The sequence below is a fragment of the Mesobacillus maritimus genome, from assembly GCF_044803185.1.
GTDB classification, from domain to species: domain Bacteria; phylum Bacillota; class Bacilli; order Bacillales; family Cytobacillaceae; genus Mesobacillus_B; species Mesobacillus_B maritimus_B.
This window is the reverse complement of record NZ_CP085225.1, coordinates 1227486-1240796: the sequence shown is the minus strand read 5'-3', so window position 1 is coordinate 1240796 and position 13311 is coordinate 1227486. Positions and strand designations below refer to the sequence as shown.

The window sequence follows — 13311 nt, the reverse complement described above, 5'->3', positions numbered from 1 at the left end:
CTAACTAAAAACATTAATAAAACCAATAAATGCTCTCTTCTGTTTGCATCGTTTGCTTAAACCCGGTTTTCTCTAATACTCGAATGGACGCATCATTATCAGGGTTACAAGTCGCTACCACCTTTTTTACCTCTGAATGAGTCAACGCCCACTCTACCATGGCTTTCCCCATTTCTGTTGCGTATCCTTTACCTTGGTAACTTGGAACTATGCTATAACCAAGGTCAATGATGCCTTCCTCATTGGGTCCTCCCTTAAACCCCATATCTCCAACTATAAGATGATCTTTTCGATCGATGATAACACCTTCCCACTCATTTTCATGAGGAAACTTGCGAAATCTCTCAATCTTATAAGAAAAAAACTGTTTATATACTTCCAATGGCCACTCTGGTGCAAGGTAATAGGAATTCCCTTTCTCATGTAATACTCTATCTCCCTTCAAAATTGCCTCCATCATGTCGGCAGATAATGTAATCATCTCAAGTCTTGCTGTTTTAATACTTGGCAAAAGTACAACCTCCGTTCTCTCCATATTTATATAGGCTGTTTTTGTAAAGATTGTTGTTAAATTCCTAAAGCCGAATTTAATGCAAAATAAGCTATTTTGTACATTATAGTAAGTTGTTTGCAAGCTCTTTTCTCATAAAATAATCGGTTATTTAGGAGTGAAACAAAGCTTAATTCCCAATAATCTATATTCAAAAGCAATAAAGTTTGAGTAAAGAGCCTATATAAAATAGACTATCACAAAAAAAGGAATAATATAGAAAATTCCCAATCTATAGGTCTATAGTATGATAAGCTAATAATATATCGAAAAAATAATTTTAGGAGGAAAATAGAAAATGGGGACATACTATCTGTTTCTCGGCTTAATTTTAGCAGCTTTAGTATGGTTTAAATGGAACTTACCAAAAATCAAAGGGATTGCTGGGGAAAAACAAGTTGCTAGAATCTTAAATACTCTGGACACAAATGAATACATACTAATGAATGATCTTTATTTACCAAAAGAAGATGGTAAAACCACGCAAATTGACCACGTTCTCATCGGCCCACAAGGGATTTTTGTTATTGAAACGAAAAATTATAAAGGTTGGATTACTGGGTCTGAACACAAAGAAACTTGGACACAAACCAATTATAAAAGAAAGGATAAGTTCTATAATCCTATCTGGCAAAACTCTGGGCATATCAAGGCACTTCGAGTTGCAATTGGAGACAATTTAAATGATGTTCCCATTCATTCAATTATTGTATTTGGAAGACAAGCTGAATTAAAATTTACACAGCCTTTTAAACAGGCAACCGTTATGAATTGCCATCAACTTCTTTCCCACATCAAGTTGGAGGAAAGTGCAAATACAAACGCTTTAACTTATTTTAATAGAAAAAAGGTAATGCATTTATTATCTCAATATATTCTCAAAGATCGCAAAGCACAAAAAGAACAAAGCAAAAAACATGTCGAGTATCTTAAAAACGACAGAAGCGAGCGAGATCTTAAGGTTTCTAGTAACATCTGCCCTAGATGCGGGAGCCACCTAGTGATGAGAAAAGGTAAAAAAGGTGAATTCAAGGGCTGCAGTAGCTTTCCAAAATGCCGATTCATTGCTTAATTTCAAACAAAAAAGAGGCTGCTATAAGCCTCTTTTCCTAAAACAATTTCGTAATCAACATACCGACTCCTACCAGGAGCCACACCCAAACACCAGGTCACACTGGCGAAACGCTTTTACGCCGACCTGAGGTTGTTTTTTGATTAATTCCTCAAGAACCAGTAGGGCCACAATCATTTCTCTTTTCCTTTTCCAATTGGATCACCTACCCTTTTTTATAAAATATCGATCCAAATATTGATGGCAGTAGCTAGAATCAATACAGCTAAAATGATTTGCAATACCTTGGTGTTGACCTTTTTCCCTACTATTGCACCGAGTGGAGACGCAATTAAACTAGCCACGACCATGACCGCAGCCGGACCCCAATCCACTTGTCCTGTTGTGATTTTCCCAACTGTAGCACCAATGGAAGAAATCAACGTAATTGCCAATGATGAGGCAATCGTCATTCTAGTTGGAATTTTTAATACAACAAGCATAATTGGAACGAGCAAAAACGCCCCTGCTGCCCCAACAATCCCGGCACCGACTCCCACAATTAAAGATAGCGAAGCCGCAATCCATTTATTAAACTTTACTTGGTCAAGTGGAATATCGTCAATGCCTTTCTTAGGAATAAACATCATCACGGCGGCAATTAGTGCCAAGATCCCATAGATTAAGTTGATTCCAGCTTCCGACATCAGCTTAGAACCATATCCACCAATAAAACTACCAATTAAAATACTAGCACCCATATAAGCTATTAATGATTTATTTAAATAACCGCCTTTACGGTAAGCCCAAACCCCACCAATGGTCGCAAAAAACACTTGCACGGCACTAATCCCCGAAACTTCATGGGCAGTGAATGCAGCGAAACCTAGCATCGGTGGAATATATAATAACATCGGATATTTAATAATTGAACCACCTATACCGAGCATTCCGGATATAAATGATCCGATAAAACCAATTAAAAAAATTGCAAATATAAAACCAAAATCCATCCCGTATGTTACCCCCTTTTAAAAGGGGAACCAAAATGGTTCCCTATGATTTACCCCTTTTTAATCCAGAATTTTAGTACATCGCCTTCATCTTCATGTTTTACAAGCTCATGACCGCCTGATTTTGCCCAAGCTTGCAGATCATTTTTCGCACCCTTATCTGTCGCGTGAATCTCTAGTACTTGCCCTGCTTCAAGCTCATTCATTGCCTTTTTTGTTTTTACGATTGGCATTGGGCACGCAAGCCCTTTTGCATCTAATACTTTTTTTGCTTCCATTCTTACATCCCCCTGTTGTAAAAAAATTATGATTTAGCGTACCGCACAGCGATTTGGTCCAATTTCCATTTCACGTTGTTGTTCAGTATCTGGGGTGATTTTCCCCATATTCGTTTCACGAATTTCCTGATACGCATTTGGTTGCGGAGGTAGGTTTTCTGTTACTAAACTTCTGAACTCGTTTTCGTCTTCGATATTTAAGCCATGGTTTTTAGCAAACAATGTACCTAATTTCTCAGAAACACTTCCATCCTCTTTTAATTCTTCGATAATCATAAAGTGGGCTGGAAGAACAACTAGTTCATCTGATAACTCACGGTAACGGCTGTATAGCGTTTCTCTTAAATCGCCAACCCAATCTTGTGCTAAACCAGCAAGATCTGGTCTGCCAATAGAATCAATAAACAAGATATCACCAGAAAGAAGAAACTTTTCATCAACCACAAAGGATGTTGATCCAATCGTGTGTCCTGGTGAATATAGGGAGTGAATATTGATTTTTGTTTCCCCAATCGTCACATCATTTCCACCCTCAAGTGGCTGGTATTCAAATACGACTTCCGTTGCATCTTTCGGTGGTAACCAGTAAGTTGCACCAGTTTTCTCCGCAATCGTACGACCACCAGAAATATGATCAGCGTGTAAATGTGTATCGAATACATGAGTGATTTTAACATCCATATTCTTTGCAAAATCAAGATAAATATCCGTCATACGAGTTGAGTCAATAAGTGCTGCCTCGCCATTTGAAACGACCATGTAAGATAGACAACCTTTCCCAATTCGTACAAACTGGTATAGTTCTCCACCATCTTTTAAATCGCCAACCTTAACTGGCTCTAAATGTTCACTCCAAGCCTTCATTCCACCTTCAAGGTAAGCCACATCGCGCCCTTCCTCAGAAAGCATTTCCGCGATCATCACAGATGACCCTTCTTTGGCACAAACAACCAAAACGTCCATGTCTGTTGGAATTTGATCCATGATTTCTTCTACGCCATCAAGCAATTCAAAGTAAGGAATATTTAGGTATTGAAAGTTTTCCCCTTCAATCTTCCAATCCTGAAAATCACTCTCATTACGAACATCTAAAATGAATAGACTCTCTTTATTAAAAACCTTTTGTGTTACCTCTGTTGATTTCATTGCATTTACTGCCATTAGTTTTACCCCCTATGGTATTATTATTCGTAAAAAAATATTTAAAATAAATGATGATTAGAACGTTAAGGTTACATTCGCGTCTTTAGCAAACTCTAAAAAGGTTACCGCTCCGCCTACTTCGATTCCATCAACGAAAGCTTCTTTTTCTAGCCCCATGACATCCATTGTCATTTGGCAACCAATAAGTTTAACACCTAAGTCCTTTGCCATTTCAACCATCTCCGGGATAGCTGGAACATTCGCTTTTGCAAACCCTTCTGCAAAATGTTCTTTTCCTTCAGGCATTGGTAGTTGCTGATTTGCTTCCTTGTGAATTAAATTTAATCCTTCAAACGTAAAGAAAATCGCTACCTCTTGTTCGGTTGCAGCTGCAGCCGTTGCAATATTAAACACCTTATAAGCATCAAATAATCCACCATTACTTGCAATAATTGCGACTCTATTAGTCATTTTTCTTCCTCCTATTTTTAAAATCTTTATAATATATAACCCCAAGGGGTATTTGAAAGAGTAAAAAAATTACTCAGTAGGGCCTTCCCAAAACATCATGCCGCCTGTCATATTGATTACCTTATAGCCGTGGTAGTCGAGGAACTGAGAGGCACGACCACTTCTTGCACCTGAGCGACACACCATGATGTATTCTTTTGACTTATCTAACTCCTGCATACGGAATTCTAATAAACCAAGAGGAATATGAATAGCTCCTGGAATTTTACCAGTTTCTACTTCATCTACTTCCCTTACGTCCACGATATTTAAAGAAGGATCTTTCTCTAGCATCGCTTCAACTTCTTTAGCTGTGATTTGTTTCATCTCATTTACCTCCTTATGGTCTCCAGGCGCTAACTCCGCCTTTTACATTCGTTATATTTGAAAATCCTAATTTTTTTAATTGGCTACATGCCTTTTGGCTTCTCATTCCACTCTGACAAATGACCACAACTTCCTTATCCTTTTTCAAACTGTTAGATTTTTGAGCCAATTGATGTAAAGGAAGGTTGTTAAATCCCCTAATATGATTTCCTTTAAACTCACCTGGGGTACGAACATCAATGAATTGTTTGTTTTTATCCTTTAATTCATTTTTGAGCTCGCCTGTTGATATATGCCTAATTCCTTTAACAGGAATCAGTCGTTTAATAAAAACAAAAGCGATGATCGCAATGAGTATATAATTAACGTATTCCAAATTGACTCCACCTCTCAGTATTGGTTTCATAACCACGATTGTTTAATGGTTATGTTTGATTGGTCATTGTCGTGCTGACAAGGTTAATAATATACCCCTATAGGTATAATGTCAACAGTAAAAATGAATTTTTTTTAAAATCTATTTTGGAATTGTTTTTAAGGCTGTATTAATCGTGGATACTGATAAACCGCTCCAATCAACAAGTAGTTAAAATAACAATATACTACTAAGGGAAGACCATTATTTCATAGTATAAGGATTTTGTAAAATACCTAGCAGGGTAATAATAAAAAAAGGCGTGAATTGCGAATTCACGCCAATCGGTCTTTCTTTCGCTCATCCCATCCTCACTACCTAACCGCACAACGGTTTGGACCAATTTCCATTTCTCTCTGTTGCTCTTCCTCAGGAGTGATTTTCCCCATATTGGTTTCCCGAATTTCTTGATAAGAATTCGGTTGCGGTGGCAGGTTCTCACTAACCGTTTTTCTAAATTCTTCTTCGCTTTCAATATTCAAACCATGGTTTTGCTCGTATAAAACCCCGAGCTTTTCTGATACGGTTCCATCTGCATTCATTTCATGATGGGTCATAAAATGAGTCGGAAGGACGATTAAATCATCCGCTAATTCTTTATAGCGTTTATAAAGTGTTTCCCTTAAATCTGCAACCCAATCCTCCGCTTTACCAGCCAAATCTGGGCGGCCAATAGAATCAATAAATAGAATGTCTCCTGTAAGTAAATACTGATTATCTACTATATAAGAGGTACTTCCAATAGTATGCCCAGGGGAGTATAAAGCTTTTATGGTTGTCTCGCCAATCTTGTATTCATCGCCGTCATGGACATGATTGTATTCAAATTGAACTTCATCCGCATCTTTAGGGGGAAGATAATACATGGCCCCATGGTTTTCTGCTAATTTTCTACCACCTGAAATATGATCCGCATGGAGATGTGTGTCCAGTGTATGTGTTAACTTTAAATTGTGTTCCTTAATGAACTCCTCATAGGGTCCAAGCATTCGGTTGGTATCAATCAGCGCGCATAAACCTTTTGATTCAATTAAATAGGACAGGCAGCCTTTCCCAATTCGAACAAATTGGTAGATGGCCCCACCATTCTTTAGATCGCCCACTTTTATCGGTTCTAAATGTTCACTCCATGATTTCATGCCGCCTTCAAGAGAATAAGCATTAGGAAAACCAGCCTCAACCAACTGTTCGGCCACAAACTCCGAAGATCCACCTTTGGCACATACAACGTAGATGTTCTGTTCCTTCGGCATTTTGTCCACAATCGTTTCGACACCTTCAAGTAAATCAAAATAAGGCGCATTGATAACCTCTACGTTTTCCCCTTCAATTTTCCAGTCATCAAAATCATCTGTGTTTCGTGCATCTAAAATAAATACTTTCTCGTGACTAAGAACTTTTTGGGTTAACTCTTTTACGCTAATCGTTTTCACTGTTTGTTCCTCTGCCATTTTTTCACCCCTTATTAATGGTTGTAAAAAATGAACTTTACTCTTAGAAAGTTAAGGTGACATCGGCATCTTTCGCAAAGGTTAAGAATGTAACCGCACCACCAACATCAATTCCCTCAACAAATTGTTCTTTTTCCAAACTCATGACATCCATTGTCATCTGACAAGCAATCATTTTTACGCCCATCTCTGTCGCCATACTTACGAGTTCTTCAACAGGTGGGACATTGGCTTTTTTAAAGCCTTCTTGAAAATGCTCAGTACCTGCAGGCATTGGCAAATTTTTATGTCCTTCCTTATGAATTAGATTTAATCCTTCGAATGTAAAAAAGATGCCAACCTCTGCGTCTGTAGCAGCCGCCGCAGTTGCAATATTAAAGACTTTATAAGCGTCAAACATCCCACCATTTGCTGCAATAATTGCTACCTTCATTCGTATTTCCTCCTTAAGTCTAATGATTTTGGTTTACAGCGCCTGTCCACTCTTTCATCCCAGGCACGACATTTTTAACATCCTTAAATCCCTTTTCTGTCAGTTGCTGAGCGGCCAAATCACTTCTGCTTCCTGTTCGGCAGATAATATGAAGTTCATCCTCTTTATTCAGTTCTTCAAACCTACTCTCCAGTTCCCCTAGGGGTATATTAATGCTACCCGGAATGTGGCCGAAAGCATATTCCGCTGGCTCCCTGACATCCAAGATGGTGATTTTTTCATTGCCTTCAATCTTATTTTGCAAATCTCCGAGGTTCATTACATGAGGGTGCTTGGCCTCCTCTTTCTCTTCCTCCGCACTCGCTTTTCGGAGATAATGCTTTAATGTATCTCCATCCTCAACGGTTCCTAGGTATTGGTTTCCTGTGCTCTGAGCCCAGGCTTTGAGGTCAGCAGTCGATCCCTTATCTGTTGCCTGAATTTCCATGACTTGCCCTGGTTCAAGCGTGGTCATTTCTTTTTTTGTTTTGACAATTGGCATTGGGCATGCAAGCCCTTTTGCATCAAGTACTTTATTAACGTCCATAACCATCCTCCCTCCAATTCATCATCTTTATTATCCTTTTTATCCGAGAATCAATGCTTACTTTCATCTTCCAGATATTGAAACAATGCCCGTGGATTGGTCAGGAATTGTTGCTACTTTTTAATTAAACTTTAACAATTAGCATCCATAATCAACATGAAAAGGAGTGAATGTTGATGAATGATATCGGTATATTTTTTGCTTTAGCTGGTGGAGTCCTTTCTTTTTTCTCGCCTTGTGTCTTCCCCCTCCTACCAGCCTATATTACCCATTTAACTGGAGGAAAGATTGAAGACTCTAAATTGCTTGTGAATCGAACCACGATGTATCTTCGTTCAATCGGTTTTATTATTGGCTTTAGTATTATTTTTATCGCACTAGGCGCTTCCGCAAGTTTTATCGGTCAAATTCTCGCACAATACCGTGTTTTAATTATGCAAATTGCGGGCTTGCTCATCATTATTTTTGGCTTACAGATGGCTGGACTGTTAAAATTCAAGGTATTAATGAAGGAAAAAAGAATTCAGTCGGAACAAAAGCATAAAAGTATGTTTAGCTCTATCTTGCTAGGGATCGCCTTTGCCAGTGGTTGGTCTCCATGCGTGGGACTTGCTTTGTCTTCGATTTTATTATTAGCAAGTTCATCGGATACGTTATCGCAAGGCATTTTCTTGTTAGGAGCCTATTCATTAGGGATGGCCATTCCATTTTTAATTATTTCGATTGTGATTTCTTACTCCTTAAAAACAATGAGAAAAATAAACAAGTATTTATCGAAGCTTGCTGTCGTAAATGGAATGATTATGGTCGGGCTTGGTTTTCTCGTCCTAAGTGGGCAAATGCAGAAAATCAGTGCTTGGCTGTCAGCTTTTAGTTTATTTAATTTCTAAGGGGGAGCAAGAGTGAGTCAAAAAAGCCTGATTGGAAAAACCGTTTTAGTTGTCGAGGATGACCCAAAAATCCGCCAACTTTTAAATATCTATTTAACAAAAGAAGGATATGAAGTGACCGAAGCAGTAGATGGCTTGGAAGCAAAAGAGAAAATCGAAGCGTTAGATCCGTGCATCTTAATTCTGGACTTAATGCTTCCAAAAATAAGTGGCGAAGAATTATCAAGATGGGTTCGCGAAGACTTAAAAAGCATGATGCCCATCATTATGCTAACAGCAAAGGTTTCAGAAAAGGACCGCATCCAAGGTTTTAAATTAGGAGCCGATGATTATGTGGTTAAACCGTTCAGTCCTGCTGAGCTGATGGTAAGAATTGAAGCTGTTTTAAGAAGAACGGCAAGCCGCTGTGGCAAATTAAGTTTTACTGGGTTCACCATTAAACCGGCAAAAGGAGAAGCTTGGATTAACGGGAAACAACTAGAGTTAACGCACTTTGAATTTAAGCTTCTTCATACCTTCATGCAGCACCCTAATCAAGTTTTATCACGAGAACAAATTCTTATGTCTATTTATGAAAAGAATGAGAAGAGTGTATCGGACCGAACGATTGATGTCCATATCAAGCATCTCCGCGAAAAGATTAAGGAAAAGACACCAAAGGATTATATTCAGACCGTTAGAGGAATGGGGTATAAGTTTGTGGCTTTATAAAAAGTTATCCAATCTTTTATCAAGGCTTGTTGCTCTTAATAGCATCGTCATTTTATTGGTGATTCTGCTTGCAGGGTTGTCCGTAAAAGACTATGCCTGCTACTTGGTGAATTCCGAACAGGTTGTTGGGCAGGAACTAGTAGAGACATTAAATGGGTTCTTGTGGAAAGTAGGTGTCTTTGCTTTTATAATTGCTGGCTTATTTCATTATTTCACTGTCAGAAAAATTGTGGATCCAATCAATCATTTGTCGAAGGCAGCCAATGAAATGAAAGAAGGAAAATCCCCTGCTCTTGTAAAGGTAAAAACATCCGGAGAGATGAAGGAACTGGTTGAGAACTTTAACAGTATGTCTGAGACCCTAATGTCGGTTCAGGAACAACGGGAGGAAATGCTTCGTGACATTGCTCATGAGCTTCGTACCCCTTTGACTAATATCAATGGATATCTTGAAGCCTTGCAAAACAAAGTGATAGAGGGAGACCCAGAATTATTTGGTTCACTCCTTGAAGAATCTCGTAGAATTACCCGCATTGTCGAACTCATTACCGAATTAAATTTCTGGAGCAATGGGAACTACTTTTTAGAAAAGGAGTTTGTAGGAATTGAGATAAAACCGCTATTATCAGAGACCTTAACGAACTTTCAGTTGAAGCTAAACAATCAGTTTGTGAATTTAGATATCCAGATTGACCAAGCAACCATGACAGGAAACCCTGACGGGATTAAGCAGGTATTTACCAACCTTCTTCAAAATATCCTCGACTATAACATTGGGAGTAGGTTGTCGATATATGGTGTAACGGAGAGCGATCATTACAGGATTCGCTTTTCTCATGAAGGCCAAAGGATTGATCCTGATAAAAAGAATAAAATCTTTGAACGTTTTTATCGTATTGAGGAATCTAGAAGCACGAAGGCTGACGGTGCAGGGCTGGGTCTAGCTATCGCTAAAAGTATTATTACTGCCCATCACGGGATGATTTACCTGGATACAGATGGGACCAACCATACATTTTCGATTGAATTGCCTATAGAGAAGGTAACGGACAAAACACTCCCCTAAAAAAAGGCATATTTTAATCATTCCTTAACAATTAGAAAAGATAATCAAGTTAAAAGGGGGGTTAACATGAAATTCATCATTGGAAATGAAAAAATTAGCAGTGATTTAGGCTTTGGTTTGCTTCCCATTTCACCTAATGAACAGAATGGTTTTCGTCCGTATGAGCTCTTTTTGTCTTCCTTGAGCGGTTGTAGTGGAAACTTGCTTCGCATTATTTTAACAAAAAAGCGCATACCTTATCAGAGCCTTGAATTAGAAGTCGATGCTGTTCGAAACCAATATGACGCAAATCGTATTGAAAAGATTACTTTTACTGCCTTGGTCTATACGGAAGAACCTTTATCATCACAACAAGTAGAAAAAATCGCTCACTTAGTGGTTAAAAATTGCGGCATGATTCAGTCTGTCATCCACTCGATTGATATTACTTTCACTATTCAATCCGTCTCTCTTCGTGGTGGTAGTGAGGAATGAGTTATTTTCAAATTGGTAGCCTATCGTTGCCTTCAATTTGGCTTACTGTGGTGGCTTCCCTTTTTACTGCATCCCTCTTTCATCTTGTTGTTAAACGAAAAAAAGTCGGAGAATGGTATTGGAATGGCTTTTTTCTCTATTTTCTAACCTGGAAGCTAAGCTACATTCTTTTTAATTTTAACCTATTTATAGATATGCCCCTTTCCGTTGCATATTTTAATGGGGGGACTAAGGGACATTTATTAGCATTAGCCTTGCTATCAATTTATTTACTATTTTTTGCTTGGAAGAAAGATTCTTCCGTCTATAAGGAGACTACTCAACTCTTCTTTTTATTTTTTATCAGCCATGAAGCTTTGATTCACATAATTGAACGAAACATGATTGAGTCTATTGTTCAAGTCATTCTATTAGCCTGTTTTATAAGTTTGCTTTTTATTCTTAAAAGAAAAAAGAGATTGATAACAGGGCAACTGTTCTTCTTGTTCCTGTTGCTTCAGCTTTTCGTTATTAGTTTGTTCAACTCCATTCTTTCGGTTGAGGCCCTGACCTTCATATGGCTTGGCATTACGGCATTTCTATCCGTCACTTTCGGGAAAAGAGGGGACCCACTTATTACCATCCAAACTATCTTAAAAATAAAAAAGGAGGACAGTTCCATTGAATAAAAATTTGCTATCTATTGCGATTATTTTACTGGCTGTTGCAATTGTATTTGTGAACATATGGAAGCCAACTTCAACAGACGGGGATAAAGCTAGCACGGATACTTCTGAAGAAGATATTTCTGCGGACGAATCCATCCCTGGCATTGACCTGACTGCAGTTAAGGAGGGCAAAGCAGCTCCTGACTTTGAACTTACAAATCTAGAAGGAGATAGTGTTAAGCTTTCAGATTACCAAGGGAAAAAGGTTATCTTAAATCTTTGGGCTACCTGGTGCCCTCCTTGCCAAGCAGAAATGCCTCATATGCAAAATTTTTACGAAAAAAATAAAGACAATGGCATTGAAATCCTCGCTGTTAACCTGACAAGTATGGATAATGGTCAAGCAACTATTAAACAATTTGTCGATGATTTTGGTCTAACCTTCCCAATACCTCTAGATGAGGATGGAGATATTGGAAGGCAATACCAAGCAGTTAGCATCCCTACAAGCTATATGATTGATACAAAAGGCATTATTTCAAAGAAAATTGTCGGTCCAATGGACGAGGCAATGATGGAAAACTTAACAAAGGCAATGGAATAAAGAGGATGGCCAAAAGACGTGATCATCACGTCTTTTTTGAATGATAACTAAAAGCCTCTGTATTTGCCGGCAGTACTAAAATAATTCCTCACCTATTTTTCAAGTTGACGGCAAACAGGCAAGCTCACTCCTAACTTCTAAAACCTGAAACCTGAAACCAAGTTCACCTTCCATTGACTTTATCTCGTGAAAGTGAAATACTTTAATAGGGGTTAAATAGTAGAATTGTAGTTTTTACTTCTAAAGCTTACCAGCGAGGTGTTTAACATGCAGGTGAAAGAGTTTATGATTCGGGATGTTGTAACAGCACATCCCAATGATCGTGTCCGAGATGTTATGAAAGTGTTGGTTGATAGGAAAATCGGGGGATTGCCTATTTGTAGTGAGGACGGGAAATTGATTGGAATGGTCTCTGATGGAGATATTTTAAGAGCTATTAAACCAATTGAAGACCGGTTTTATCATTACCTTCTTTATATGGCTTTTGATGAAGGACAAGACATGGGTACCCGCTTAGGGAATTTAGCAAACATCGAAATCATCAATATCGCGAAAACCAAAGAAATCATCTGTGTCACTGAAGATGATGATATGGAAAAAGCGGTCGCACTACTAGCCGAACACCATTTTAAAAAGTTACCAGTTATTGACCGGAATAAGCATATCGTTGGTGTAATTAGTAGGGGCGATGTAATGCGTAAAATCCAAACTTCAATTATTAATGCATCATAGTGGATAAATGTAGAGGCCCAATTAAATTGTGGCCTCTTTCTTTTATTTAAATCTTGGGTCACTTTCACCGAACAATTCCGCAATATTCAATCGCTCCTGCATCTTTTCCTACGAACTATCTATTTTGTAAATAGACTTCCAAAACCTGTTTTAGCCGCTCGGGGTTATCAGACTTAATCACATAATGATCGCCATTTATTTCGGTCGTTACATTCTCGACACCTTGTAATTTTAGAAAGTCACCAATATCATTTGCATCTTCTGTTTGTGTTAATAACATTTTCTTTCCTATAAATTCATCATTTACATAAACATCAATTTCATCATGTGCACTTTTCACCTGACCTGTATCACTTCCGTACCCATATGGTCTAATTGGTGGAAGGCCATTTTGATTGTATGTTTCCATTGTCATTCCTCCCTTCCTTTG

Annotated in this window: 19 protein-coding genes; 8 read left to right on the top strand and 11 right to left on the bottom strand. The window is 38.2% G+C overall.

Features of this window, described 5'->3' with window-relative positions; all coding sequences use genetic code 11:
* Positions 1–13 precede the first annotated feature (13 nt).
* Complete coding sequence (locus tag LG336_RS06060; RefSeq protein WP_404331668.1) at positions 14–511, bottom strand: GNAT family N-acetyltransferase; 498 nt, start codon at positions 509–511, stop codon at positions 14–16.
* A 337-nt stretch (positions 512–848) separates the two neighbouring features.
* On the opposite strand from LG336_RS06060, the gene LG336_RS06055 reads away from it, so the two are divergent.
* The gene (locus LG336_RS06055) at positions 849–1622 is read left to right on the top strand and encodes an NERD domain-containing protein (protein ID WP_404331667.1); all 774 of its coding nucleotides are present in this window, start codon (positions 849–851) and stop codon (positions 1620–1622) included.
* Between the two features lie 215 nt (positions 1623–1837).
* Here LG336_RS06055 and LG336_RS06050 read toward each other — a convergent pair whose 3' ends face one another.
* From LG336_RS06050 to LG336_RS06010, 9 genes are all read right to left on the bottom strand, one after another.
* Positions 1838–2614, bottom strand: coding sequence for a sulfite exporter TauE/SafE family protein (locus LG336_RS06050; RefSeq protein ID WP_404331666.1), 777 nt, complete (start codon positions 2612–2614; stop codon positions 1838–1840).
* 50 nt (positions 2615–2664) lie between these two features.
* On the bottom strand, positions 2665–2892 hold the full coding sequence (locus LG336_RS06045; protein WP_404331665.1) for a sulfurtransferase TusA family protein: 228 nt from the start codon (positions 2890–2892) through the stop codon (positions 2665–2667).
* Positions 2893–2925: 33 nt separating this feature from the next.
* On the bottom strand, positions 2926–4053 hold the full coding sequence (locus LG336_RS06040; protein WP_404331664.1) for an MBL fold metallo-hydrolase: 1128 nt from the start codon (positions 4051–4053) through the stop codon (positions 2926–2928).
* Positions 4054–4110: 57 nt separating this feature from the next.
* Positions 4111–4506, bottom strand: a complete 396-nt coding sequence (locus LG336_RS06035) for a DsrE/DsrF/DrsH-like family protein (protein WP_404331663.1) — start codon at positions 4504–4506, stop codon at positions 4111–4113.
* Between the two features lie 69 nt (positions 4507–4575).
* On the bottom strand, positions 4576–4872 hold the full coding sequence (locus tag LG336_RS06030) for a rhodanese-like domain-containing protein (RefSeq protein ID WP_404331662.1): 297 nt from the start codon (positions 4870–4872) through the stop codon (positions 4576–4578).
* Positions 4873–4885: 13 nt separating this feature from the next.
* Complete coding sequence (locus tag LG336_RS06025) at positions 4886–5248, bottom strand: rhodanese-like domain-containing protein (RefSeq protein WP_404331661.1); 363 nt, start codon at positions 5246–5248, stop codon at positions 4886–4888.
* Between the two features lie 353 nt (positions 5249–5601).
* Entirely contained in the window at positions 5602–6738 is a 1137-nt protein-coding gene (locus LG336_RS06020) for an MBL fold metallo-hydrolase (protein WP_404331660.1), read from the bottom strand.
* A gap of 43 nt (positions 6739–6781) precedes the next feature.
* Complete coding sequence (locus tag LG336_RS06015) at positions 6782–7171, bottom strand: DsrE/DsrF/DrsH-like family protein (protein WP_090742594.1); 390 nt, start codon at positions 7169–7171, stop codon at positions 6782–6784.
* 19 nt (positions 7172–7190) lie between these two features.
* The gene (locus tag LG336_RS06010; protein ID WP_404331659.1) at positions 7191–7763 is read right to left on the bottom strand and encodes a sulfurtransferase TusA family protein; all 573 of its coding nucleotides are present in this window, start codon (positions 7761–7763) and stop codon (positions 7191–7193) included.
* A 170-nt stretch (positions 7764–7933) separates the two neighbouring features.
* On the opposite strand from LG336_RS06010, the gene LG336_RS06005 reads away from it, so the two are divergent.
* From LG336_RS06005 to LG336_RS05975, 7 genes are all read left to right on the top strand, one after another.
* Positions 7934–8647 carry a cytochrome c biogenesis CcdA family protein gene (locus tag LG336_RS06005; RefSeq protein ID WP_404331658.1) on the top strand — a complete coding sequence of 238 codons (714 nt, stop codon included), beginning with the start codon at positions 7934–7936 and terminating at the stop codon, positions 8645–8647.
* 12 nt (positions 8648–8659) lie between these two features.
* Positions 8660–9358: a response regulator transcription factor gene (locus LG336_RS06000; protein WP_404331657.1), complete on the top strand. Its 699-nt coding sequence runs from the start codon at positions 8660–8662 to the stop codon at positions 9356–9358.
* Positions 9345–10424: an ATP-binding protein gene (locus LG336_RS05995; RefSeq protein ID WP_404331656.1), complete on the top strand. Its 1080-nt coding sequence runs from the start codon at positions 9345–9347 to the stop codon at positions 10422–10424. Before LG336_RS06000 ends, LG336_RS05995 begins: the two co-directional genes overlap by 14 nt.
* 66 nt (positions 10425–10490) lie before the next feature.
* Entirely contained in the window at positions 10491–10898 is a 408-nt protein-coding gene (locus tag LG336_RS05990; protein WP_404331655.1) for an OsmC family protein, read from the top strand.
* A complete protein-coding gene (locus tag LG336_RS05985; RefSeq protein ID WP_404331654.1) occupies positions 10895–11566 on the top strand; it encodes a hypothetical protein in 672 nt (223 codons plus the stop codon). Before LG336_RS05990 ends, LG336_RS05985 begins: the two co-directional genes overlap by 4 nt.
* A complete protein-coding gene (locus LG336_RS05980; RefSeq protein WP_404331653.1) occupies positions 11559–12149 on the top strand; it encodes a redoxin domain-containing protein in 591 nt (196 codons plus the stop codon). Before LG336_RS05985 ends, LG336_RS05980 begins: the two co-directional genes overlap by 8 nt.
* A gap of 285 nt (positions 12150–12434) precedes the next feature.
* Positions 12435–12881, top strand: a complete 447-nt coding sequence (locus tag LG336_RS05975; RefSeq protein ID WP_404331652.1) for a CBS domain-containing protein — start codon at positions 12435–12437, stop codon at positions 12879–12881.
* 115 nt (positions 12882–12996) lie between these two features.
* On the opposite strand, the gene LG336_RS05970 is transcribed toward LG336_RS05975, so the two are convergent.
* Complete coding sequence (locus tag LG336_RS05970; protein ID WP_404331651.1) at positions 12997–13290, bottom strand: hypothetical protein; 294 nt, start codon at positions 13288–13290, stop codon at positions 12997–12999.
* Positions 13291–13311: the final 21 nt, after the last annotated feature.

What these genes read in the sequence shown, in the direction of transcription:
- LG336_RS06030 (WP_404331662.1), bottom strand. Translation starts at nt 4,872, where the DNA reads ATGAAACAAATCACAGCTAAAGAAGTTGAAGCGATGCTAGAGAAAGAT.
- LG336_RS06015 (WP_090742594.1), bottom strand. Translation starts at nt 7,171, where the DNA reads ATGAAGGTAGCAATTATTGCAGCAAATGGTGGGATGTTTGACGCTTAT.
- LG336_RS06005 (WP_404331658.1), top strand. Translation starts at nt 7,934, where the DNA reads ATGAATGATATCGGTATATTTTTTGCTTTAGCTGGTGGAGTCCTTTCT.
- LG336_RS05970 (WP_404331651.1), bottom strand. Translation starts at nt 13,290, where the DNA reads ATGGAAACATACAATCAAAATGGCCTTCCACCAATTAGACCATATGGG.
- LG336_RS06035 (WP_404331663.1), bottom strand. Translation starts at nt 4,506, where the DNA reads ATGACTAATAGAGTCGCAATTATTGCAAGTAATGGTGGATTATTTGAT.
- LG336_RS05985 (WP_404331654.1), top strand. Translation starts at nt 10,895, where the DNA reads ATGAGTTATTTTCAAATTGGTAGCCTATCGTTGCCTTCAATTTGGCTT.
- LG336_RS05990 (WP_404331655.1), top strand. Translation starts at nt 10,491, where the DNA reads ATGAAATTCATCATTGGAAATGAAAAAATTAGCAGTGATTTAGGCTTT.
- LG336_RS05975 (WP_404331652.1), top strand. Translation starts at nt 12,435, where the DNA reads ATGATTCGGGATGTTGTAACAGCACATCCCAATGATCGTGTCCGAGAT.
- LG336_RS06020 (WP_404331660.1), bottom strand. Translation starts at nt 6,738, where the DNA reads ATGGCAGAGGAACAAACAGTGAAAACGATTAGCGTAAAAGAGTTAACC.
- LG336_RS06040 (WP_404331664.1), bottom strand. Translation starts at nt 4,053, where the DNA reads ATGGCAGTAAATGCAATGAAATCAACAGAGGTAACACAAAAGGTTTTT.
- LG336_RS06055 (WP_404331667.1), top strand. Translation starts at nt 849, where the DNA reads ATGGGGACATACTATCTGTTTCTCGGCTTAATTTTAGCAGCTTTAGTA.
- LG336_RS06050 (WP_404331666.1), bottom strand. Translation starts at nt 2,614, where the DNA reads ATGGATTTTGGTTTTATATTTGCAATTTTTTTAATTGGTTTTATCGGA.
- LG336_RS06045 (WP_404331665.1), bottom strand. Translation starts at nt 2,892, where the DNA reads ATGGAAGCAAAAAAAGTATTAGATGCAAAAGGGCTTGCGTGCCCAATG.
- LG336_RS06010 (WP_404331659.1), bottom strand. Translation starts at nt 7,763, where the DNA reads ATGGTTATGGACGTTAATAAAGTACTTGATGCAAAAGGGCTTGCATGC.